The sequence below is a fragment of the Bradyrhizobium sp. USDA 4011 genome, from assembly GCF_054063415.1.
The window spans coordinates 5,267,884-5,289,833 of record NZ_JBSSGG010000001.1; the positions used below are offsets into that span (position 1 = coordinate 5,267,884).

16 protein-coding genes and 4 pseudogenes are annotated in these 21,950 nt (G+C 60.7%); 10 read left to right on the forward strand and 10 right to left on the reverse strand.

Features of this window, described 5'->3' with window-relative positions; genetic code table 11:
- The first annotated feature begins 205 nt into the window (after positions 1–205).
- The 3 genes and pseudogenes from ACVW1C_RS24625 to ACVW1C_RS24635 all read left to right on the forward strand — a co-directional run.
- Entirely contained in the window at positions 206–844 is a 639-nt protein-coding gene (locus ACVW1C_RS24625; protein ID WP_456760616.1) for a PRC-barrel domain-containing protein, read from the forward strand.
- 851 nt (positions 845–1,695) lie between these two features.
- Positions 1,696–2,376 (forward strand): annotated as a pseudogene (locus tag ACVW1C_RS24630) (chloride channel protein); the annotation flags it as partial.
- Between the two features lie 13 nt (positions 2,377–2,389).
- Positions 2,390–2,829, forward strand: a pseudogene (locus ACVW1C_RS24635) (ATP-binding cassette domain-containing protein); the annotation flags it as partial.
- A 145-nt stretch (positions 2,830–2,974) separates the two neighbouring features.
- On the opposite strand, the gene ACVW1C_RS24640 reads toward ACVW1C_RS24635, so the two are convergent.
- The 3 genes from ACVW1C_RS24640 to ACVW1C_RS24650 all read right to left on the reverse strand — a co-directional run bounded on the left by ACVW1C_RS24640 (position 2,975) and on the right by ACVW1C_RS24650 (position 6,784).
- Complete coding sequence (locus ACVW1C_RS24640) at positions 2,975–3,142, reverse strand: hypothetical protein (RefSeq protein WP_456760617.1); 168 nt, start codon at positions 3,140–3,142, stop codon at positions 2,975–2,977.
- A gap of 30 nt (positions 3,143–3,172) precedes the next feature.
- Positions 3,173–5,872 carry a hopanoid transporter HpnN gene (gene hpnN, locus ACVW1C_RS24645; RefSeq protein WP_456760618.1) on the reverse strand — a complete coding sequence of 900 codons (2,700 nt, stop codon included), beginning with the start codon at positions 5,870–5,872 and terminating at the stop codon, positions 3,173–3,175.
- 699 nt (positions 5,873–6,571) lie between these two features.
- Complete coding sequence (locus ACVW1C_RS24650; protein ID WP_456760619.1) at positions 6,572–6,784, reverse strand: twin-arginine translocase TatA/TatE family subunit; 213 nt, start codon at positions 6,782–6,784, stop codon at positions 6,572–6,574.
- Positions 6,785–7,067: 283 nt separating this feature from the next.
- Here ACVW1C_RS24650 and ACVW1C_RS24655 point away from each other — a divergent pair.
- Positions 7,068–7,516, forward strand: a pseudogene (locus ACVW1C_RS24655) (ubiquinol-cytochrome c reductase iron-sulfur subunit N-terminal domain-containing protein).
- A gap of 691 nt (positions 7,517–8,207) precedes the next feature.
- Here ACVW1C_RS24655 and ACVW1C_RS24660 read toward each other — a convergent pair.
- On the reverse strand, positions 8,208–8,954 hold the full coding sequence (locus ACVW1C_RS24660; RefSeq protein ID WP_456760620.1) for an isocitrate lyase/PEP mutase family protein: 747 nt from the start codon (positions 8,952–8,954) through the stop codon (positions 8,208–8,210).
- A gap of 25 nt (positions 8,955–8,979) precedes the next feature.
- Positions 8,980–10,182, reverse strand: coding sequence for an MFS transporter (locus ACVW1C_RS24665; RefSeq protein WP_456760621.1), 1,203 nt, complete (start codon positions 10,180–10,182; stop codon positions 8,980–8,982).
- 262 nt (positions 10,183–10,444) lie between these two features.
- Between ACVW1C_RS24665 and ACVW1C_RS24670 the strand changes: the two genes are divergently transcribed.
- The gene (locus ACVW1C_RS24670; RefSeq protein WP_456760622.1) at positions 10,445–10,969 is read left to right on the forward strand and encodes a TetR/AcrR family transcriptional regulator; all 525 of its coding nucleotides are present in this window, start codon (positions 10,445–10,447) and stop codon (positions 10,967–10,969) included.
- 63 nt (positions 10,970–11,032) lie between these two features.
- Here ACVW1C_RS24670 and ACVW1C_RS24675 read toward each other — a convergent pair whose 3' ends face one another.
- The 5 genes and pseudogenes from ACVW1C_RS24675 to ACVW1C_RS24695 form a co-directional block, all read right to left on the reverse strand.
- Positions 11,033–12,013, reverse strand: coding sequence for a zinc-dependent alcohol dehydrogenase family protein (locus ACVW1C_RS24675; RefSeq protein ID WP_456760623.1), 981 nt, complete (start codon positions 12,011–12,013; stop codon positions 11,033–11,035).
- A gap of 140 nt (positions 12,014–12,153) precedes the next feature.
- Positions 12,154–12,663, reverse strand: a complete 510-nt coding sequence (locus ACVW1C_RS24680) for a DUF4437 domain-containing protein (protein ID WP_456760624.1) — start codon at positions 12,661–12,663, stop codon at positions 12,154–12,156.
- 130 nt (positions 12,664–12,793) lie between these two features.
- Positions 12,794–13,496, reverse strand: a pseudogene (locus ACVW1C_RS24685) (SDR family NAD(P)-dependent oxidoreductase).
- Between the two features lie 68 nt (positions 13,497–13,564).
- Positions 13,565–14,434 (reverse strand): SDR family oxidoreductase, encoded by an 870-nt coding sequence (locus ACVW1C_RS24690; RefSeq protein ID WP_456760625.1) that lies wholly within the window; start codon positions 14,432–14,434, stop codon positions 13,565–13,567.
- Between the two features lie 44 nt (positions 14,435–14,478).
- Positions 14,479–15,174 (reverse strand): isochorismatase family protein, encoded by a 696-nt coding sequence (locus ACVW1C_RS24695; RefSeq protein WP_456760626.1) that lies wholly within the window; start codon positions 15,172–15,174, stop codon positions 14,479–14,481.
- A 413-nt stretch (positions 15,175–15,587) separates the two neighbouring features.
- On the opposite strand from ACVW1C_RS24695, the gene ACVW1C_RS24700 reads away from it, so the two are divergent.
- The 5 genes from ACVW1C_RS24700 to ACVW1C_RS24720 all read left to right on the forward strand — a co-directional run bounded on the left by ACVW1C_RS24700 (position 15,588) and on the right by ACVW1C_RS24720 (position 21,939).
- Positions 15,588–16,109, forward strand: a complete 522-nt coding sequence (locus ACVW1C_RS24700) for a TetR/AcrR family transcriptional regulator (protein ID WP_456760627.1) — start codon at positions 15,588–15,590, stop codon at positions 16,107–16,109.
- A 390-nt stretch (positions 16,110–16,499) separates the two neighbouring features.
- Positions 16,500–17,060: a helix-turn-helix domain-containing protein gene (locus ACVW1C_RS24705; RefSeq protein ID WP_456760628.1), complete on the forward strand. Its 561-nt coding sequence runs from the start codon at positions 16,500–16,502 to the stop codon at positions 17,058–17,060.
- A gap of 184 nt (positions 17,061–17,244) precedes the next feature.
- Positions 17,245–18,459 carry an efflux RND transporter periplasmic adaptor subunit gene (locus tag ACVW1C_RS24710; protein WP_456760629.1) on the forward strand — a complete coding sequence of 405 codons (1,215 nt, stop codon included), beginning with the start codon at positions 17,245–17,247 and terminating at the stop codon, positions 18,457–18,459.
- Between the two features lie 12 nt (positions 18,460–18,471).
- Positions 18,472–18,732, forward strand: coding sequence for a hypothetical protein (locus ACVW1C_RS24715; RefSeq protein WP_456760630.1), 261 nt, complete (start codon positions 18,472–18,474; stop codon positions 18,730–18,732).
- A 27-nt stretch (positions 18,733–18,759) separates the two neighbouring features.
- Complete coding sequence (locus tag ACVW1C_RS24720) at positions 18,760–21,939, forward strand: efflux RND transporter permease subunit (protein WP_456760631.1); 3,180 nt, start codon at positions 18,760–18,762, stop codon at positions 21,937–21,939.
- Positions 21,940–21,950: the final 11 nt, after the last annotated feature.

Sequence of the window (21,950 nt, forward strand, 5' to 3'; positions counted from 1 at the left end):
GACCTGACGGCGGCGAGTACATATTAAAAGAGATCTGGAGTGAACGGCGCCAATCCGAAATGCACTTGCGCTTTGCAATTGCGTCGCCGATTCCGCGCCATATCGGCTAATGGGCTATGAAATCTGTTCAGAATTTCATGCAACGTTCGTTTGCGGCGCCGGTTGCTTCTCCAAAGGGCAGGAAGAAATCTAAAGGAGAATGACAATGCGTGCAATTTTGCTCGCGACAACGGCTGTCATCGCGCTTAGTTCAGCCGCTTGGGCCGCTTCCGATAACAATGCAAGCCAAACCAACCAGAACACCGGCAAGATGCGGTATGAGCTGACCCAGATGTTGCAGAAGTCCGGATATACCGATATCCGCGTTGCTCCGACATCGTTCGTGGTCCGAGCCAAGGACAAGAATGGCGACCCTGTCCTGATGTCTATCAGTCCCGATAGCTTCTCCGAGTTGACGGCCATTAACGACAACTCGGCGCGGAATGGAAGGGATACGAGCTCAGACACGGTCGGTTCAAACACCAGTTCGGACGCCTACGTAACCGTACCTTCCAATGATGACCTCAGCTCCAAGGTCGTCGGGCTCGACATCTACAACAAGGAAAATAAGGACATCGGCACCATCAAGGACATCGCGCTCAACCCGAACGGCCGCACCTCGGCCTACATCGTATCGGTTGGCGGCTTTCTCGGAATGGGCGAACACTATGTCGCGGTAAATCCAGAGGCCGTGAACGTCACTTACAAGGATAACAAGTGGCATGCGGCTATGAACGCGACGGCAGACCAACTGAAAGCTGCACCTGAATTCAAGTATTCCGGTCGATGGGCCAATAAGACGTAAGCAGTTGGCCCAGCGCGTTCGCCCTCGCTGACGTCGCTATCGCTGAAATGACCCGGTGTCCGGCAATCCCAGGCACCGGTCTCCTTCAACCGCGAAAGCGGGAGAGCCAGGCGGTCAATTTGATGGCAAGGCACTGGAGAACTGTCCGGTTGGAGCCCAGATCGGCGGTCACGGGCAGGCGGGCGGGATTGCGGCGCTCGAATGAGGGGACCGCAATTTCCTCGGCTGCCATCTTCGCGACGCGCCGAACTATGGCGCGTTCAACTAGCGAAGGCTGGTCTTCGAACGTTCGCGCAGGCTATGGCGAAGAAATACGCTCGGAGGGTGGAATTCCATGTCGGTCATGTCATCATCACATGTCGACGCGCGAAGGGAGGCGCGGGTAATGCTGCTTACCGCATCTCGATCTCGATAGAGCGGCCGAACTTGAGATGATCTCGCAGCGCTATCCCTCAAACATCTGCGCGGCGGGTTCGCTTTAGTCGCTAGAGGGCCTATCGAGGTGTTGCCAGGTGCGCCGTTGATATTGGTCACAGTTTCCTTACGACGGCTGCTTCTCTCGCGTAAGACGACAGCGCGGATAGACGTGCTTCGCCTCGGCTAGAGGGCTTGCCCGAACACTCGCGGAGAAACCGCGGTCGCACACAATTTTTGAGTTAACGGGCGCCAATTGCAGGAACCGAAGGTTTGGCCAATCATTAAGCCTGAATGTTCATCGGTTCCCGATGCGAATGACTGCGCCGTTTTCTCTTAACACTCCAGCTCTCTCTGTTATCGGACGGCGCCCGGTTTCAGAGGAAAGAAGGGTCAGCCTTCTTGTGCTCTGCGGACTTGCCCTGGTCATCGGCGCTATGACGGGTGTCGGGGCGGTAGTTTTCCGCGCGTTGATCGCCTTTGTCCACAATGCGTCCTATAACGGCACCCTCAGCTTCGTCTACAACGCAAACATCAGCGAAGGCCCGAGCCGGTTTGGAGATTTCGTCCTGCTGTCGCCGATCATCGGCGGTCTGAGCGTTGTGTTTCTCGTTAGACGCTTTGCCCCCGAGGCAAAGGGGCATGGCGTGCCGGAAGTGATGGATGCGATATTCTATGCACGGGGCAAAATTCGCGGAACTGTCGCCGTGATCAAGGCCTTGGCTTCGGCTATTTCGATCGGCAGCGGCGCGGCAGTCGGACGAGAAGGTCCTATTATTCAGATCGGCTCTGCGTTCGGCTCTGCCTTTTCTCAGTTTCTCGGCATATCGACCGCCCAGAAGATCACGTTACTATCCGCGGGCGCAGGCGCCGGAATAGCTGCGACATTCAATACACCGCTTGGCGGCGTGCTGTTCGCACTAGAAATTCTCCTGCCGGAGGTCTCAAACCGTACGTTTCTTCCGGTCGTTGTTGCTACTGGCGCTGCGACCACAATCGGGAGAATCTTGATCGGTCCGGATCCCGCCTTTGCTGTTCCAGACATCCAGTTTCCCATGGTCGCCTCATTCAATTTGCAGGAGGCGATTGCGTTTGTCCTGCTTGGTCTGCTCTGCGGCGTGGCGGCTTGTGCGCGAACTGTTCGGCACGATGACGGTGAGAGAAAATCTGGATATCGGTGGTCACCTGCTGGGGCCGAGCGCTCGCAAGGGCCAGCTCGACACGGTATTCGGACTATTCCCGATCCTGGCGTCCAGGCAGACTCAGGCTGCCCGAACGCTGTCGGCGGACAGCAACAGATGCTCGCGATCGGCAGAGCGCTGATGATTCGTCCAAAGCTCCTGATTCTCGACGAGCCGACGCTTGGACTCGCACCCGTCGTGATCGAACAGCTCTCGGAGGCGCTCGACAAGCTTCGGAGAACCACACCGCTGACGCTCGTGCTTGGCGAGCAGAATGTGAAGTTCGCGCTTCCGCATGCGGATCGCGTCTACGTTTTGGACCGCGGGCGCATAACGTGGCAGGGTAGTGCCGTCAATTTCGCCCGGGAGAAAGGCGTTGGCTATCTCTAGATTTGAAAGCCGCCGTTGACTGGAATGACTGAAAGGAATACTTGGCGCGCGTATGGCTTGATCAAAGGCCGATCTTGCACCTCTCTGCGAATTATTTCCGATCGGCAGCCTGCCAACTCACTCGGTGCAGGCAATGCAGGGTCGTTCAGAGCATTTCGCGCTTTTCTGGATCGTCGCGCTCCTGCGCCATTCTCGTATTCGCATTAAGCTGACGCTCCTCGCGAGGGCTGAACCATCCCGCACGGTTGACGGCGTAGATCAGCGCGATCAGCAACAGGATAGTTGGGATTCCGTAAGCGATCCAATAGAGCATCGCGACCTCCCTTTATTGTTGACGAAGCGTTCACTCAGCCGCCTGAGACAGGTCGGGCTGCACCTCGAACTCTCGCACTTGACGAGGTGGCCCCATCAGGACGGGCTGAAACAGCACCGCCGCGCCCATCGTGCAAAGCAACGCCAAGGCCATCAATTGTCCCATGCTGGACATGCCGGGATAGTTCGAAGCCCACATGGTTCCAAATGCGACAGCGTTCGTCATCGCGCTGAAGATCACGGCCCGGGTTAGGGCTGACTGCAGAAGGCCGGTCTTTCCGCCTCGCCACGCCATGATATAGTAGATCTTGAACGCGACGCCGAGGCCCAGCAGCAATGGCAGGGCAATGATGTTGGCGAAATTCAAGGCTAGCCCGTCGAGAACGCAGATCTCAAGGGTGACCGCGCCGGCGAGTAGTAACGGAACGAGCGTAAGCAATACATCTACAATCCGTCTCAGCGCAACGAATAGCAGTATCGAGATTGCCACGAGCGCAAAGATGCCTGCTTCGACAAAGGCTCTCGTGACCGTTCTCCCGCCCTCGTAATAGGTAACGGCCGGTCCGGTGGCCGCGGGTGCGGCCTTGAGTACGGCGGAGGCGAAACGGTCCAGCGTGCCGGAGTCGTTCGGATCACCCTTTGGCAGCGCTTCAACGCGTGCTCTGCCGCCGGGCAGCACCCAATCGCGCAACAGGTCGGGCGGCAGGTTCTTCAAACTGATCGGTTGCGGTGACAGGCTCTGCCGCAACTGGTCGAGGTCAAAATGCAGCGGCGAAATCACGGCAGCTTCGGCTTTCTGTCGCGTATCGGGCTTTGCGTCGGCGAGGCGCGTCAGCAAGGTTGACACGTTGCGTGCGGAGTCGGCGGCCAAACCTTGCTCGGTGCCGGCAGCTTCGGATAAAGCCTTCGCCGCATTCCTGATGGCAGCCACCGTCTGCTCGTCATTCGGCGCGGGGTTATTGCCGGACTCAAGTGCAGCACGCAACTTGCCGGACACCGATTTCAACTCTGCGATCTTCGCGTCTTGATCGCCGGGAATATAATTGTTGACTGTGATCGTGCGGGATACCTCGGGGAGCCCCTCCAGGCGCTTCGCGATCGCGTCAGCCTGCTCGATGGATGGTACCAATATTTCGGCGTCGCTTGCGCTAGTTTCGGGATCTTTTTGCAATTGGCGATAGGTGATGACCGCGGGCGAGCTTGGGCTCTGCAAATTGACTGGATTAAAGTCGAATGGAAGATGCAGCAGTAGTGGAGAGGCTGCGGCAACCGCGCCGATGGTTGCAGCAATAACAGCGATACGGTGGCGCTGGAGAAAATCATCCAGAGGTCCAAGAAACTTGAACCCAACTGGTGCCGCTTCACCCGGGGGGTTGAGCAGCGCGAGCATCGCTGGCACCAGCGTGATGCTGCAAGCAAACGCGATCAACATACCGCAACCCGCGATCAGTCCCAGCTCCGAAAGGCCGCTGTAGCTCGTCGGCATGAAGGCGAGGAAGCCGACCGCCGTGGCAGCAGCGGCCAGGGCGAGGGGATTGCCGGCCTTTTTCGCTGCGCTCTTCAGTGCCGTATACAATTCCCCCTTCTCGTGGCGTTCGGCGCGATATCGGACGCTGAACTGGATTCCGAAGTCGACGCCCAGGCCCACAAAAAGCACAAAAAAGGCGATCGAGATCAGATTGAACGAGCCAACCATGACCAGGCCAAGCGCCGCAGTGGCCGCAAGTCCCACGATCAGGCTGAAGAAAACCGCGACAATCATCTTCCAGGATCGCAACGCTAGCCACAGGGCGATCAAAACCCCCAATACGGCCGTCAACGTGTCCCGCAACGCACTGGCGCGTATCACCGAGAACTGCTGGTCGTCCATCGGGATCTGGCCCGTCAGCCTGACCGTCGCGCCATATTTTTGCTGAAGATCCAGTTGCGCCGCGGCTCGGTGAATACCCTTATCTGCGGCCGATCCGGGCTGCAGCTTGGTAAAGTCGAGCTGCGGCTGAATTTCCAGAAAATGCCGCCGCTCCTCTGCGGATGAGCGGCGACCCTGCAGCAGTTCTTTCCATGAGAAAGCTGCCGGTTTCCCGGACAGCACGTCGTTGAGGGTTTCGCTTGCAAGTGTTAACGGCCACTTCAACTGAGCGAGCTTCAGCCGGCCCTGTCGCACTTCGCCTGCCGCGAACGACAGGATGTTCATTACGCCACGAAGACTGGAATCGCGTGAGAGCTGATTGAGGATCGGCTCAGCTTGTGTCAGCCCGCCGATCGAGCGCTTGACGTCTGATTGCGAAGCCAACAGGAACTGGTCGCGGTCGAAGAAAGCTCCGCTGTCGGGCTGCACCACCTTTGGAAACAGACTGGGATTCTTCTTCAGGCTCTGCGCAAGCTCGTCCGTTGCCTGCTCCGCATCTTCCGGCGTCGGCGCCGTCACGACCGCCGAAATTCCCTTCTGTGGGAACGCGTTCGTTAAGGCGACCTGGCGCGCGTGCCATGGCAAATTCCGCGAGATCAACCTATCCACGTCTGTGTTGATCGAGAAGCGCGTCACGTCGAAGATGGCCGCACCCACCATCAGGATCACACCAACGACGATCACAGCCCAGTGAAATCGGGCACAGAAGGCGACGATTCTGACGACACCTGAACGGATCATTGCCGACTGCTCAAGCACATGTGAGAGCGAGGGAACAATGGACAACGCGTGGAAGCGCCCGATTGTTCGGAGCAGCGACATGAAACTTCCATTAGGAACAAGATTCACTCGCACATGTTTGGCCGTTGCAGCGCAGTCTTCCGGCATCTGAGAGCGAGGCATCCATTGTGATTACAGCCTTCATTCCGTCCTGTCGCGATCGGCCAAAGCCAGCGACAATCTGATAACGGCGTCCTTTCCGGACACGACCACCCGGGGCTTCGCGGCGGCAGACGCGCCGAACGTAGCTGTCTGCCTTCTTCCGGGTACGGAAATCGCGTTTGAAGACGACGTCAAATGGCGCCGACCGTTCTTTGGTCTTTTCCAGAGGCGCTAGCCCTGCGGACGTCTCGCCCGCTTCCGCCAGATCAACGCCGGCATGTGGCGGCGCACCATGACGCTTTGGAGTTTCCGAATGGCCGGATCGTTCTTCTCACCGATCTCCACTCAGGGCAGCCAGCGACTGTATTGCGATTGCCTGCCGCGCAGATGGGGCGCGAAGACCGTCCCCACAGCCACGTGACGATCATTGACGCCGAGCCGATCCGAACGCCTGAACTCGATCATACATAGTTGCTTGGCGTCGCGAGAAACAATCTTCTCGCACTTGGACCAGCACCGGCGCTTTCGCGGAAGTGCTTTCGCGCGATAGCCGACCATTTCGTTAGACGGCGATCAAGTTTAATTCGCGTGGGACCATGCCGCCTTAAAAAAGGGAAGGGGGGTTGCCACGGTTACATTCTATGTTTGAGGCGGAGCCTGCTGCACCGGTGGTCGTGACTCGTCCTCAGTTCCAGAAGGACTGCCCTGCTCGTCCTCCTCCGCCATCGCCTTCTTGAATGACTTCATGCCATTCGCAACGTCTCCCATGAGCTGCGGGAGTTTGCCTCTACCGAAAAGAAGAAGCACCACGGAAATCACGATGATCCAATGCCAAAGGCTTTCCGCACCCATGATGAAACAGTCCTAACTTGGGAAGCGAGCGAACGTGACAACAGCCCTGAATCCGCCGAGGGGCCAATGAATACGCTCCGCGCGCATCTCCCTTTCGACGGCTTTCTGCTTCCACATTGTCTACTTAAGTCCCGAGGCAGGCGCTGCAACGCTTGCGAGGATTAAATTTCGGGCGGGCTCAGCTGCTTGCAGCTTTCGCGATCCCTAACAGGAAAATAACATTAGAGAAGCGATCTTCCGGCACGCTGACGCGGTACGACAGTGGGCGGCTGCGGAGCAGCAAATGCGGACATCATCAGTAACTCGTCGTGACTTTCTCTTCATCGCTACCGGCGCCGTCGCGGGCGTCGGCGCAATTGCTTCAATCATCCTGATGATCTCCCAGATGGAGCCCGACGCATCTACGCTGGCCGCAGGAGGTCCGGTCGATTTCGACGCAAGCAAGCTGCAGCCGGGTCAGCAGGCGGTGGTGCTCGCTGGCGGTCACGGCCGGTCTTCATCATCAATCGTCCTGCCAGCGCACTCCAGATGCTGCAGAATGCAAATCTTCTCTCTCGTCTGTTCTGCCCCTGTCACGGCTCGAAATATGATCTTGCCGGCTGGGTCTTTAATGGTGTGCCGGCGCCTTACAATCTTCCGGTGCCGCCCTATCGCCTGACCGATAGCACCATCCGCATCGGGGAAAATCCGCCTGACACGACTTGGGAATTCGATTCCATAGCCCAGATGTGACCGCCAACAGCCATGCTGTTTAGCCAACAAGCCGCCTGAACTCGCGAGGCGCTATTCTGTTTCGGCACCTCAGCTGTAGCTGACTGCACCGCCCGTTCGGGCTGGCGCTCGCGCCATGGTCCTCGCGGGCCTGCTCACTTCCGCTCGTTCGGAATACCGAAATTCGCCGCGGTGCACTTGGCTTGGGCCATACCAGCAAAGCGAGCGGCTGGAGCGGGCTTTTGCTTGTATTTTCAATGCGTCGCGATAATTGTCCCGAGAAAACCGGAATCGAACCGCTTACTTAAGTCATTGTTATCATTGTAGTTTTTTCCGTGGTGCCCCTGGCCGGCAGTCGCCTATTCCCGTAACCATCTGAGTTTAAGGCAATTTTATCCGTCAATTGGCGCCGATACCAGCAGAAGTACCAGCAAGACGACGCGCGGTACTCGCCGACAAAAATAAAAAGTAGGCTTCTTCCAACGGGCAAGCCTGTGCGGTTACGGGCTCTACAATCGCCCCGATCGGAATCGAACCCGGGAAGCCCATCCCCAATGCCACAACGATCGACACTCCGTTCGCTACGTGGGGCTGCACGACGACCTTTGACCGCGCGGGTCCCTTTTCCCTCGGTTGGCGCCTACGCTGTCCGGCTTTTTGCAAGGCCAGCTCCGCCGCCGAAAAACACTCTGGCATCCTCCAACCGCAACTGTCAGGAAAACAACTTGCCTGCCTTGTCTCGGAGCGCACTCATGGATTCCGCGTACGGAATGGGGCCATAACTTATGCGAGCGACGCCCAACCGTGCGAGTTCGTCGTTTGAGGGCACGCCTTCCATAACCATGACGTTCACCGGGATCGGCACTTCCGCGACGATCCGGCGGATCTGGTCCGGAGCGGCCAAACCCGGGATGAAGAAGCCGGACGCGCCGGCCGAGGCGTAGGCCTTACCCCTTCGCAAGGCCTCGCCCACGTCGTCGCCATTTCCGAGGAAGACGTCCGTGCGGGCGTTGATGAAAAGAGGAATGCCCTTCCGGTCGGCAGCGGCGCGAATTGCGGCGATGCGGCTCGCCTGTCGATCGGCGGCATAAAGACCCTCTCCCTTGACCACCCGGTCCTCGAAGTTGATCCCTACGATCCCGAGATCGAGAAGTCTTGTTATGTTCGATGCCAACGTCGCGTCGTCATCGCTGTAACCACCTTCGAAGTCGATCGTGACCGGCTTGTCCACGGTCGCGACGATTCGCCCGGCGACCCGTTCGACCAGAGCAAGGGAAATATCTTCGCCGTCCTTAAACCCTTGCGCTGCCGCCACCGCCCAGCTACTCGTCGCGATTGCCTTTGCCCCTGCATCGGCGATCGCTTTCGCGCTGCCTGCATCCCAAGCGTTGTACAGGATGATCGGCCTTCCCCTGACGTGGAGCGCGGCGAATTCTTTCGCTTTTTCGATCTGACTCATCTTGTCTCTCCTTTTCTGAGGTTGGTTATCGGGTCGTGGCTAATGCCGCCGCATCGCCGCGATCGGCATTGCCTTTCGAAGAAGATCCCGCCGCAATCACGCGATGGGTGATTTCTGCGACGATCAACGCGCCGACGTAGAGAGCCATGCTGATCCATCCGATGCTCTGCGCGCCGAATACGGTCAGGCTGACGCCGCCGATAACGCCTGCGGAGGCGACACCGAGGTAGGTTGCCGACGTATTGAGGCCGAGCACGATCGGGACAGCGGTCGGCATGATGGACACTAGTCGATGCTGCTGCGCCGCGAGCTGGCCCCAGCTTGTTGCACCGTGGATCACGACTGCGACAACGGCGGTGATGAGGGCGGCGCTTGTCCAGGACAGCGTCGCCGTGACGCTGATCAGCGCGATCAACATCACGATGAGAACCTTCCGCGTGCCGATCGTATCGACCAGACGGCCACCGACGAGGTTCATGATCGTCCCCGAAACGCCCCACAGCACCAGCAGCAGACCGAGGATCAGCGTATCGCCGTGCGTGACGCGCCCGAAGATGACCGCAAAATAGGTGTAGAGCGCGAAATTGCCTGCCTGGAAGAAGAACGTGGTCAGGAGCGTCAGCCCGATGCGGTGGTCCGCGAACGGCGCCAGGCGCTGCTTCAGCGAGATTGACGGCGGCGTTGGAATGTCCTTGAGCGACACCGTGATGCCGAGAGCCGCGACGACGCTGATCGCCGAGACGAACACCATCGTCCAGCGCCAGTCGGCCAGTCCGCCGATGAGGGTGCCGATCGGCGAACCCAGCGCCGTCGAGAAGGTGAGGCCGGCGATCACGATGGACAGCGCGAAGCCCCGCTTTTCCGGCGGCATCAGGCTCGCGCCGGACCCCGTGGCGGTCGGCGCGTAGATGGCGGCTCCCAGCCCCGCAAGTGCGCGGGCGACGAGTGCGAAAGCGAAGTTAGGCGCCCAAGCGGTCGCAAGGTTGGCGAGAATGAAGATCCCGAGACCGGAGAGCATCAGTTTCTTGCGCTCGACATGCGCGAAGACGGCCGCAGCCGTCGGCGACAGCAGCGCGTAGGCGATGGCATAGACGGTAGTGAGTTGCCCAGCGGCGCCCACGCTCACCTGGAAAGACTGCGAGATCTCGGGCAGCACGCCCGCGACGACGAAACTATCGGTTCCGAGGGCGAACATGCCCAATGCCAGAATGAGAAGGCGGCGGTCCATGGCGAAGCTCCTGCGGGTTCGAGCGCCGGGGTGCGGCGGGATCCAGATCGAGAAGGCCACCGGGCCGCCCGACTTATCTATCTGGTGATAGATAGATCACGTCTAGATCGCTCGCTCCGGTCCTGTCAACCTCTATCTATCGATAGATGGATAATTAATGATACCCGTATTCTGCTGCAGCGCAGCTTTGGCTCCGGAAACCGACTTGCAATCCGGCGTCGGTTGAACTATCTATCGAAAGGTAGACGCTGGAGCGAACCACATGAGCGACATGAAGACGGCGATCTTGGACGCGGCCGAAAAGCGGATTCAGGCCGGCGGCTTCGGTGGGTTCAGCTTCCGGGAGATCGCCGAGGACGTCGGCATCAAGAGCTCGAGCGTCCACTACCACTTTCCCACGAAGGAAGACCTCGCTGCCGAGGTCGTCCGCCGTTGGGCCGATCGCACCTCCGGAAATATCGATAGGGAGTTCGCGAAGGATCCGAATCCGAAACGCGTCTGGGCCAAGGCGTTCCGCGGAACGGCGTTCTCGAAAGCCCACATGTGTCCATGCACGATCCTCGGCGCGTCCTCGCAGGATCTGCCGAAGCCCGTCGCTGCCGAAGTGAAGCGGTTCTTCAAGATGTGCCAGGACAAGATGCTCGCCCAGGGCATGTCCGCGGACGACGCCACCGAATTCCTGTCCACCATCATCGGCGCGCTGGTCGTCGCCAATGCGCTGCGTGACAGCGCCGAGTACGATCGGGCGACCATGGCATTCCGGCTCGAGGAAAAGAGCGCGGCCTGATCGTAGCGGCCGGCCTGGGGTGGCTGAAACATTGGAAGCTAACATCCCGGCCCCGTGCATGGCTCAACGATTGGCACGAAAAATCACCTTTCCTCGAAGCTTCGAGGCGAGGGCGAGTGCCTCGACGTACTGGTCGAGGCCGAACTCGCCGACAATCGGCAAGGCGATGGCACCCGAAGCGACGAGCGGCGCCAATTCGTCGTAGATGGCGCCCAGACGCTCGATGTTTCCGGCAACCTTCAACCAGTTCATGATCCAAAAGCCGTGGAGCGATTGGCCATTGAATATGATCGGAACGTTGTTGATCGGTGACGGCTCGCCGCCCATGCCGCTCCAGATGACCAGCTTGCCGTAGAGACCGAGGCAGTCGAGCAGTCGCTGCGTCGTCGCGCCACCGACACCATCGAGCACGAGCGGAAACTTCGATCTCCCTGTCGCCTTTGCGATGCGTGCCGGAAGATCGGGACCGTCAACCATTACGACGTCGCCACCGAGTGCCTTCAATTCGTCGATCAGCTCGACGCGGCGAACGAGATTGACGGTGTGATAGCCCCGCGCCTTAGCAATCGCGATGACCGCCCGGCCGACGGCGGAGTTCGTCGCGGTCGAGATCAGCCAGTCGCCAGGCTCCAGCGTCACGAAGTCGGTCAGCAGCAGGAGCGCGGTCACCGGATTCATGCCGAGCATAGACAACTGATTGACGTCGCCTTCCGGCAGGGGACGAAGCCATGATGCGTTGGTCTTGAGCCGGCTCACCCATGCATTGCCGTTGATCGGAACCAGCGTCCGGCCCCCGACCTTCAGATGCTTGACGTTTCGACCGACCGCCATGACACGACCTACGCCCGTGCAGCCGACGAAGTGCGGCAACGGTGGTAATTCGCCGTAGATGCCGGCGATGATGTACTGGTCGGTCGGCTCGATCGGCGAAGCTTCCACGTCGATGATGATCTCGTCCGCCCCCGGAGGAGACGGGTCGGGAAGTTCGACGAGCTTCAGCACATCGGCGGGAGCTCCGTAGCCGGTAAGTTGAAGACCTTTCATGACAAACCTCCTCGAGAACTGAAGCCCAACCGGTTGGCTATCTTGATGTCGCCGGCGATGCGCACGGGGAGACGGGACGTTGCTCCCGCATCGGGATCAACAGGCCTGGCGATAAAAACACTGCCAAGCCTTGGCGCCGCTTACTTGCTCAAAATCTGCGCATCGAAGGCAACGTCCTGGACGAGGACGACGGTGCAGTTCTCCGAGAAGCACTCGGTGATATGGGGTTCACCTCCCTTCTGGAACCAATATGAACCGGCGCTCAGATGTTTCATCTCACCGCCGGGGCGGTAGTTCGCCATGACGCCGGAAATCACGACCGCATAGTAATCACCCGTGTGGGTGTGCAGCGCGCTCTTGAAGCCCTTCGGAAACTTCGTGATCGTGGCGTGAGCTCCCGAGGCGACCTTACCGTAAGCGTCCGAGACCAGGATGTCCCTGTTGGAATGATCATCAGTACGGCGGGGCCCATAGGAGGCAAATCCAGAATCCGCGAAGGTCATATCTTCGAACGGGATTTCGAGCGACTTGGTCGCCTCCGGTAGTTTCGCGTGGCTTGCAGTCTGCGCGGAAGCCAAGGCAGGGGCGCCGAAAAGCGAGGCGGTAGTGGCGACGACGAGCAGCGCGCTTCGAACGAATGTGTTTGTCATGACGATATCTCCTTTGGGTGGTGGGGTCGCGAAATTGCAGTCAGGGCTCGGGTGGCAAGAGAGGCGGAAGTTGACGAGAGAAGGTTCCAAGACGGACTTGCGCAACGACAAGCGGTGCGTGCGCTGAGGATCAATGGCCCGCAGTCCGACCACCATCGACGTAGTGGATCTCGCCGGTCACGTAGTCGGCATCCTCGAGGTAGTTGATGGCCCGCACGACATCCTCGATCTTGCCGTTGCAGTTGAGCGGCGAGAAGGACTTCAGATCCTCCGGGTTCGATCCATCGTGAAGCGGCGTGATGACGATACCGAGCGATGGTGTTGACGCGGATGTTGCTGGAAGCGAGCTCCATCGCGAGGCCTCGGGTAGCGGCGACGCCGGCACCCTTCGTCAGCGAGGCAAGAACGGCCGGCACGGTCTGAAGCGCATGCTCGACGAGGCTCGTCGAGATCTGGACGATGTGACCTCCGCCCTGCTTCTTCATCGCAGGCACCGCGGCCTGCGTTGCGAAGAACATGCTGTCGAGGTTGGTCGACATCACGCGTCGGTAGAGATCCTCGGAGATGCCCTCGATCGGACCGGGGCGCCAGATGCCCGCGTTGTTGATCAGCGTGTCGACGCGGCCGAAGCGTTCGAGCGCGTTCCAGACGACTTTCCTGGCGATCTCCGGCTCGCCGACATCGCCGGCGACCGTGACGTAGTCGGGGTCGCCCGAAGGCGCGATCGATCGGGAATTTCCGACCGCGCGCCAACCTCGTTCCCGATAGGCCTTGACGAAGGCCTCGCCGAGTCCCTGCGATGCGCCGGTCACCACGACGACTTTGCGTTCCATATGTCACTCGCCTTGTTGGAGCGGAGCCCGCCGCGAGCGGAGCTTGCTCGGATCCACCTCGAACGTCGTCAAGCGACCTTCAGCTTCTTGAGATGATCCAGGCCGATGCCGGCGATCACCTGCTCCTGGATCGGATGGATTGCGGAGTTGACCGCATCGGCGCCGAACGCCAGGCCGACGACCAAGCGTTCGGGACGCTTGCCGCGAGGCGTTCCGACCAGTTGGGCGATCGTCTCCGCCGTGTCGTGCGGATTCGGAGCGTCGGGGCCGGCGAACACGCCGCCGAGGAATTCGACGAACTTGCCGGGAAGAGCGGCGACCTCACCGTACTTGTCCGCCCGACCGGGATCGGAGGGCTTCTGAAGCGCCGCCCACAAGTTCGTCGGGAACGGACCAGGCTGCACCAGCACGACTTCGATGCCGAGTTGCGAAAGTTCGTAACGGTAGCCCTCGGTCAGGGCTTCCACGGCGTGCTTGGAGGCGCCGTAGAGACCGTAGAAGGGCAACGTCAGCCGGCCCAGGATCGAACCGACGTTCACGATCATACCGGATTTGTTTGCCTGCATCTGCGGCACGACGGCCCGGATCATGCGCTGGATGCCGAACACGTTCACCTCGAACATCTCGCGCACCTGCTCCGGAGTGAAGGTCTCTGCGAGACCTCCCGAGGCGATGCCCGCGTTGTTGACGAGTACGTCCAGCTTGCCGTCGGTCTTGCCGAACAGCGTCTTCACCGCCGCATCGACACTCGCGTTGTTCGTGACGTCGAGCTCGAGGGTCTCGATGCCCTTCGCCTGCAGTTCTTTCGCCACTTCGCGATTGCGCCCGTTCATATCCCGCATGGTCGCGAATACGCGATGACCGCACGCGGCCAGCGTGTTTGCCAGGTCTTTGCCGAAACCGTTCGATGTTCCGGTGATGAGGATGGTGTCAGACATGGTCGTTCTTTCTCTTCAGCTTTTCGATTTCGCAGGATTCGGGATCAGGCCACGGCCTTCATGCGCTGCACGGCTTCGTCGGTCGTCCAGACCGCATTCGCCATGAAGCGGTAGTTCACCATCGCCGCCGCGTAGCCGTCGCCTTCCTCGTTCACGCCGGCGGCCACCGCATCGCGGATCATCGCGACCTCGAAGCCTGCCTCGATGACGTCGCGCATGTGCGACTCGAGACAGATGTTCGCGACGGGGCCCGCCATGATCACTTGTTCGACACGGCGCATGCGCAGCTGCTTGATCACGTCGTTCGATTCGCACCCGAACACCTTGTGCGGCGACGTGTTGCAGGTGTGCCCGTCCAGCAGGTACTTCTTGAACGGTTCGTAGTAGTCCGCCCTCGAGCCCTCGAAGCCCTCGAGATCGACCGGATCTTTGCGGCCGCAAAAGCCGATGCCGCCGAGATAGTGACCGATCGCTCCGGGCGGCACCGTCCATTGCCGGTCCGTCGGGTAGTACCAGTGCGGCGAGTGGACGATGAAGTAGCCGAGCTCCTGCGCAGTCTTGAGGAGCCTCTCCAAGTTACCGACGACGTCGCGCTTCTTCAGCGCATCCTCGATCAGCGCGTAGTAGGTCCCCGACTCCTTCTCTTCGAGGAATTCGTTCTGAATGTCGGCGAGGACGAGAGCGACGCGCCTCTTCTCGCCGAGCTTCATTTCCGGATTGCGATGGGTGAACTCGAGCATCTTGATCCTCCGAGGGGTAAAAACGACGAGCCCAATTGTCTATCTGTCGCCAGATAGATTGAGGAACTCGTGCGCGACGACTATCTACCGATAGAAAGAAAACCCGGCCCTGCTTCAGTCGTGGCCGGCGCCGGGGCGAGGGTTCAATGCCATCGCCACCGAAGCTTGTTGATTGTCTTCCATCGCTTCATCTTGGGAGTGGATTGAAGCTCGGGACGTCACAAGGTTCTTGTCTCGCGACGCCCGATTTGAACGGCCAAGCCGTCACGAACCGTGCAATGACCGCGCTAACGCGCACGTCCACATCGCCGGAAGGTGTTCCTTGCGGTCTCTATCGGTTGATAGACAAAACGCTTGCGACGATGCCGGGAACCATATATATCTACCTATCGAAAGATAGATTGGAGTGTGCCATGAGCACCATCGCAGAGTCCATCATGGACGCGGCCGAGCTTCGGATGCGCGGCGGCGGCTTCAACGGCTTTAGCTTCCGGGAAATCGCGGACGACGTTGGCATCAAGAGTTCGAGCGTGCACTATCATTTCCCCACGAAAGAGAAGCTCGCTGCCGCGGTCGTGCACAGATATGCGGACCGCCTCGGCATGAAATTCGATAGAGGACTTGCCGGCGGTGCCCACCCCCAAGAGGTATTGACGGACGCGTTCAGGGGTACCGTCCGTTCAGCCGAGCGCATGTGCCCCGTAACCGTGCTGGGAGCCGGCTCACTGGGCTTGCCGGAGGAGGTCGCTGCGGAGGTCAAGCGCTTCTTCCAGATGTGCCTGGACAAGCTGATCGGCGGCGGTCTCGTTCCGGACGAGGCAGCCGAGCTGCTGGCGACCATCACCGGGGGGATGGTCGTGTCGACGGCTTTGGACGACATCGCGACGTACGATCTCGCAACCATCAAGGTCTACCGGTCTCAATCCGGTGTCTGAACCTCGTTGAAGCGCGGCTTGTGTCTGGCTCCGGGGCTCCCCGCGTGCATAGGAACTGCCGGCCAAGGCGGGTGTGCGGATTCGTCGTCGGAAGCGCCTCTCCGAATCGCGGTGCACGGAAAGCTGACATCTGGGGCTTTCGCAGCGTGCGCCGCAATATGCTTCGTTTCTGCCGACATCATGCCCTCGCGAAACCGAGGACGGGATGTCGCGCTATCGATGGCTAGGCCCCTCAGCGACTACGAGGCGCCCACCGACGGCTGCAAGGCCCGAAAAAGCGATCCGTACCAAAACCATAGCGAAACTTAACGAACGTTCACGCATCACAACTGGCTCCGCGCCGGCAAAGCGTCATCCTCGACCCGCAACCGACATTCGAGAGGTTGGAGGATGTCCACCACGCTTTCCGCGATCCAGACCAATGAACGAACGAGGCAAGTCGCTGCGACCGCTTTGCTCGAAGAGGCCTTGAACCTTCTGGACCGGGACTTGCCGGGAGCTCGGCGCCGGATCGAGGACGCTTGCAGGCTCGTTGGCCACCAGCGGCAAACCTGCGGCAAGAACGGTCACCTGGCAGACTGGCAACTCCTGCGGGCCCGGAAGTACATCGGCGAGAACCTCCACACGCGTCTGCGGATCGGGACCGTCGCCCGAATAGTCAACCTGAGCCCGAGCTATTTTTCGCGAGCCTTCAAGGCAAGCGAAGGGATGCCGTTTTCCGATTTTGTGCTGGTGTCGAGAATCGGACTGGCCAAGCATCTTCTCACCACGACGCGCGGCTCCATCGCCCAGATCGCTCTGGAATGCGGGTTGGCCGACCAATCGCATCTCACGCGGATATTCAACAGATTCGTCGGTACGCCGCCGCGGGCGTGGCGCTGCCGCAGCATGGCAGAGGCGAGCAAAAACCCGCACGGGATTAGAAGTGATTTGGCGATCAGGGCCGCTTGATACGGAACGTGATGAGAGGCGTGCGTCGGCCCGTGGGGCCGCTCCGGCGACCGAGAACTCAACCACATCAGTAGCTTGCAGACAGTTAAACTTTTTTCTGTCTATCGATAGATAGACGTTGACGGGGACGGAGCTTGCGGTTATCGTTCGTGCATCTACTGGTAGATAGACAACGGAGACGATCATGTCTGAAGTCGCAGTCGAAACGCAAGTCGTCGAACCCCGCTCCTCCCGCAAGGCCCACATCAAGGTCTGGCTCGCCACCGTCGCAGCATTGGGCATCTTCGGCGCGGGCGTCGTCTTCGGGCCCGGATATCTCGCCCCTTCAGCCAAGGCGGCGGCGCCGACAGCGCCGACGGTGACCGTCAGCAATCCCGCGGAGCGCAGCCTCGAGAAGCGGCTGCAATTCTTGGGTCAGTTCTCGGCGGTGCAGCAGGTCGAACTGCGCCCCCAGGTCGGCGGCACGTTGACCAAGATCAGCTTCAAGGACGGCGACATCGTCCACGAAGGCGACGTGCTCTTCGAGATCGACCCGACCCCATATCAGATCAAGCTTGACCAGGCGAAGGCACAGGTGGAGACGGCTCGCGCGCAGCTTCAACTCGCGATCCAGCAACTGGGCCGCGCCGACACCTTAAAGCAGAGCGGCTTCGGAACGATCGAGAACGCCGACCAGCGCCTGGCCCAGAAGCTTGCCGCGCAGGCCGCTCTCGATGCCGCGGAGGCGGCGGTTCGCGATGCGCAGTTCGACCTCGATCATTCGCGCGTCGTGGCCCCCTTCAACGGCCGCATCGGTAGCCACCTCGTCTCGATCGGCAACTTGGTGGCCGGCAGCCGGGCATCGACCAGCCCGACCACCTTGCTCGCCACGATCGTCTCGGTCGGCAACGTCTATCTCAACTTCGACATGAGCGAGTCCGACTACGCCGCCTTCCAGCGGGAGCGCACACAACAGCAGGGACCCCTGGCCGAGAAGGTTGAGGTGTCCGTCAACGGCGGCGACTTCGATCGCGGTGGCACGCTCGATTTCGTCGACAACACGCTCGACCGGTCGAGCGGAACGATTCATGCTCGCGCAACCGTCAAGAACGTCGACGGCCTGCTGACACCGGGCGCATTCGCCAGGGTTCGCGTCGCGATCTCGAAGCCCGCGCCCTCTTTGCTCGTCCCCGATGCCGCTGTGCTGCCGGACCAGTCCGATCACGTCGTCCTGACAGTTGGCGCCGACGGCGTCGTCACGCCGAAGAAGGTCCAGCTTGGCGAACTGCGGGACGGACTGCGCGTGATCAGCTCGGGCTTGACGTCTTCCGATCGCGTCATCGTCGAGGGCATTCCGAAGGCCAAGGCTGGCGCCAAGGTGATGACCGAGACCAAGTCGAACCATTTGGCCGCCAACTGAAGGAGGTCAGCCATGAGCGTCTGCTTCGACGAACCGACGATCGACGACCTGCTGGGGGACAGCCTGACCGAAGGATTGATGCAGGCGGATGGCGTCGATGTCGCCGCCCTCGCGAGGATGCTGCGAGGGACGGCTTCCGATCGAACGGCGCCTGGCGCGCAACCACCGCGCGCCGGGACGGAATGGTCGCGTTTCAACACAACAAGTGGCGTTCGTGTGAACGTCACTGCTCTTTCCGAGCGCTCCCGAAACACCACGAACCGCTCGAAATAACCGCTTCACGGACAAGGCTGAACCGCCATGAAACTCTCACATTTTTTCATCGAGCACCCGCGGTTCGCAGCCGTCATCAGCATCTTCCTGACCGTGTTCGGCGCCGCCGCCGCTTTCCTGCTTCCGGTGGCGCAATATCCGGACATCGTCCCGCCGACCATCCAGATCACCACCGTCTATCCCGGCGCGTCGGCCGACGTGGTGGCCCGCACCGTCGCGACCCCGCTTGAACAGGCGATCAACGGCGTTGAGAACATGGACTACATTTCGAGCCAGTCCACCGGAAACGGCGCGCTCGCGATCTCCGTCGTCTTCAAGATCGGCTCTGACCCGAACACGGACCTGGTCCTGACGCAAAACCGTGTCCAGGACACGCTGTCGCGCCTGCCGCAGGAGGTCCAGGCACAGGGCGTCCAGGTCAAGAAGACGATCGATGCGCTCCTGCTCGGCGTCCACGTGTATTCGCCGGACGGCTCCCGCAGCCCCGAATACATGTCCAATTATATGCTCAAGATCCGCGACGAGATCGCACGCCTGCCAGGCGTGTCAGATTTCCAGATATTCGGCCAACGCGACTACGCGATGCGAATCTGGATCGATCCGGACAAGGCGGCTGCCGACGGCATCAGCGCCGACGACGTTCTGACCTCCTTGCGCACCCAGAACGCCCAGGTCTCGGCCGGCGTGCTCAACGCGCCTCCGCTCACCACCGACGCCGCCTATCAGATCAACGTTAGGGCGCTCGGCCGGCTCACCACACCCGAGCAGTTCGGCAACATCATCGTCAAGTCGGACAGCCAGGGGCGCGTGACCCGGATCCACGACATCGGCCGCGTCGAACTCGGCTCGGCGGACTACGGGTCGATCGCCTATGCGGACAAGTATCCGTCCACGCCCTGGTTTCCCAAGGCCACGCCGGGCGCCAACGTCGTACAGGTCGAGCACGCGATCTGGGACAAGATGGCCGAGCTCAAGAAGAGCTTCCCCCCGGGCCTTGACTACATCCGTATCTACGATCCGACCACCTTCGTGAGCCAGTCGATCGACGAGGTAGTCAAGACGATCTTCATCGCCATCGCCCTGGTGATCGGGGTGGTCTTCCTATTCCTGCAGACATGGCGTGCCACGATCATCCCGGTAGTGGCCATTCCCGTCTCACTGATCGGCTGTTTCACGGTCCTCGCGCTTTTCGGGATCTCCATCAACAACCTGTCGATGTTCGGCTTGATTCTGGCAGTCGGCATCGTGGTCGACGACGCCATCGTGGTCGTCGAGAACGTCGAGCGGAACATGGCGATGGGCATGTCGCCGCGCGAAGCCGCCCATAAGACCATGGACGAGGTCTCCGCCGCCCTCATAGCAATCGCGCTGACCCTTTGTGCGGTCTTCATTCCCTCCGCCTTCATCAGCGGCATTTCCGGTCTGTTCTTCACGCAGTTCGCCGCGACCATCGCCGCATCGACAATCATATCCGTCATCGTTTCGCTCACGCTGAGCCCGGCACTGTGCGCGGTGCTGCTGAAGAGCCACAACGCACACGCCAAGCCGCGCGGGATCGGGCGTCTGGTGCAGGCCGCGTTCGGGCGCTTCAATGCCGGCTTCGAGTGGGCGTCTTCGAGCTACGGACGGGTGACGGGCCGCATCATCAGGGCGAGCGCCATCGTCGGCGTCGTCTATCTCGCTCTGATCGGCCTGACGGGCTTCCAGATGTCGCGGATGCCGACCGGCTTCATCCCGAGCCAGGATATCGGCTATCAAGCCGTCATCATCTTCCTCCCGCCGGGCTCCAGCCTTCAGAGGACGGACGCGGTGGTACGCGAAGTCAACGACATCATCCTGAAGGAGGTGCCGGGTCCCACACATACCTCTCCGGTGGCCGGCCTCGACGTCACCACGTCGACCATCGCACCCAACGTCGGAACCATCTTCTACGGTCTGCCGTCGCTGTACGGACACCACATCCCAGGCGTCAACGCCGCGACCATGCTGCCGAAAGTCCGCGCCGCATTGGCCGGCATCAAGGACGCGGTAGTGATCGTGGTGAACCCGCCCCCCGTGCAAGGGTTGGGCTCCGCCGGCGGCTTCAAGCTGATGGTCGAAGACCGGGGCGACCACACGGCGCAGCAGCTGGCGGATGCCACCAACACGCTGGTCGCCGCAGCCAACAAGGATCCTGCATTCGCCGGCGTCTTCACGCTCTACAACGCGGGAGCCCCCTCTCTCTTCGCCGACATCGACCGCGAAAAGGCGGAGAAAGTAGGCCTCAAGCCGGAAGACGTGTTTTCCACCCTCCAGCTCTACCTCGGCTCGCGGTACGTGAACGACTTCAACTATCTCGGACGCACCTACGAAGTGCTCGCCCAGGCCGACGAAGCCTTCCGCAAAACGCCTGCGGACATCGGCCGGCTCAAGTCGCGCAACGCGAGCGGCTCGATGGTGCCGATCGGATCGGTGGCCGACTTCATGGACGAAACTGCGCCCTATCGCCAGCCGCGCTACAACCTTTATCCAGCGGCAGACGTTTTGGGCACCGCGGCTCCGGGCGTTGCCTCCGGCACCGCCGCTGCGCGGATGGAGGCTCTCGCAAAGGAGGTGCTGCCGGCTGGCTTCGCGATGGAGTGGACCGAGCTTTCCCGTCAGCAGGAAAAGCAGGGCATTCCGACGATCGTGATCTTCGCCGCGTCGGCTCTCTTCGCCTTCCTGGTTTTGGCCGCACAGTACGAAAGCTGGAAGATGCCGCTGGCCATCGTGCTGATCGTGCCGATGTGTCTGCTGGCATCGGCGACGGGTTTGGCCTTCCGAGGCATGCCGATCGACATCCTCGCTCAGATCGGCTTCGTCGTCCTGGTAGGCCTGGCCGCGAAGAACGCGATCCTGATCGTGGAGTTCGCCAGGCAGCGGCAGGACCATGACGGCGACACCGCCGAACAGGCCGCGACCGAAGCGGCCCGCATCCGGCTCCGCCCGATCCTCATGACTTCAGCCGCGTTCATTCTCGGCGTCTTCCCCCTCGCGGTCGCCACCGGCGCCGGATCCGAGATGCGCCAGTCCATAGGCACCGCCGTCTTCGCCGGAATGATCGGCGTCACGATCTTCGGCCTAATGTTCACTCCGGCCTTCTATACCTTCATCCGCAATTTCGGCTCTGGGGGTAAGGCAGGTGCCAAATCGGGGGCTGCTCAGGATCGTTCCGGAAAGCCGATCTGACGATACCCGCC

Bases quoted from the DNA above. Each gene is read 5' to 3' on its own strand.
- ACVW1C_RS24625 (WP_456760616.1), top strand. From the start codon at position 206: ATGCGTGCAATTTTGCTCGCGACAACGGCTGTCATCGCGCTTAGTTCA.
- ACVW1C_RS24640 (WP_456760617.1), bottom strand. From the start codon at position 3,142: ATGCTCTATTGGATCGCTTACGGAATCCCAACTATCCTGTTGCTGATC.
- hpnN (WP_456760618.1), bottom strand. From the start codon at position 5,872: ATGTCGCTGCTCCGAACAATCGGGCGCTTCCACGCGTTGTCCATTGTT.
- ACVW1C_RS24650 (WP_456760619.1), bottom strand. From the start codon at position 6,784: ATGGGTGCGGAAAGCCTTTGGCATTGGATCATCGTGATTTCCGTGGTG.
- ACVW1C_RS24660 (WP_456760620.1), bottom strand. From the start codon at position 8,954: ATGAGTCAGATCGAAAAAGCGAAAGAATTCGCCGCGCTCCACGTCAGG.
- ACVW1C_RS24665 (WP_456760621.1), bottom strand. From the start codon at position 10,182: ATGGACCGCCGCCTTCTCATTCTGGCATTGGGCATGTTCGCCCTCGGA.
- ACVW1C_RS24670 (WP_456760622.1), top strand. From the start codon at position 10,445: ATGAGCGACATGAAGACGGCGATCTTGGACGCGGCCGAAAAGCGGATT.
- ACVW1C_RS24675 (WP_456760623.1), bottom strand. From the start codon at position 12,013: ATGAAAGGTCTTCAACTTACCGGCTACGGAGCTCCCGCCGATGTGCTG.
- ACVW1C_RS24680 (WP_456760624.1), bottom strand. From the start codon at position 12,663: ATGACAAACACATTCGTTCGAAGCGCGCTGCTCGTCGTCGCCACTACC.
- ACVW1C_RS24690 (WP_456760625.1), bottom strand. From the start codon at position 14,434: ATGTCTGACACCATCCTCATCACCGGAACATCGAACGGTTTCGGCAAA.
- ACVW1C_RS24695 (WP_456760626.1), bottom strand. From the start codon at position 15,174: ATGCTCGAGTTCACCCATCGCAATCCGGAAATGAAGCTCGGCGAGAAG.
- ACVW1C_RS24700 (WP_456760627.1), top strand. From the start codon at position 15,588: ATGAGCACCATCGCAGAGTCCATCATGGACGCGGCCGAGCTTCGGATG.
- ACVW1C_RS24705 (WP_456760628.1), top strand. From the start codon at position 16,500: ATGTCCACCACGCTTTCCGCGATCCAGACCAATGAACGAACGAGGCAA.
- ACVW1C_RS24710 (WP_456760629.1), top strand. From the start codon at position 17,245: ATGTCTGAAGTCGCAGTCGAAACGCAAGTCGTCGAACCCCGCTCCTCC.
- ACVW1C_RS24715 (WP_456760630.1), top strand. From the start codon at position 18,472: ATGAGCGTCTGCTTCGACGAACCGACGATCGACGACCTGCTGGGGGAC.
- ACVW1C_RS24720 (WP_456760631.1), top strand. From the start codon at position 18,760: ATGAAACTCTCACATTTTTTCATCGAGCACCCGCGGTTCGCAGCCGTC.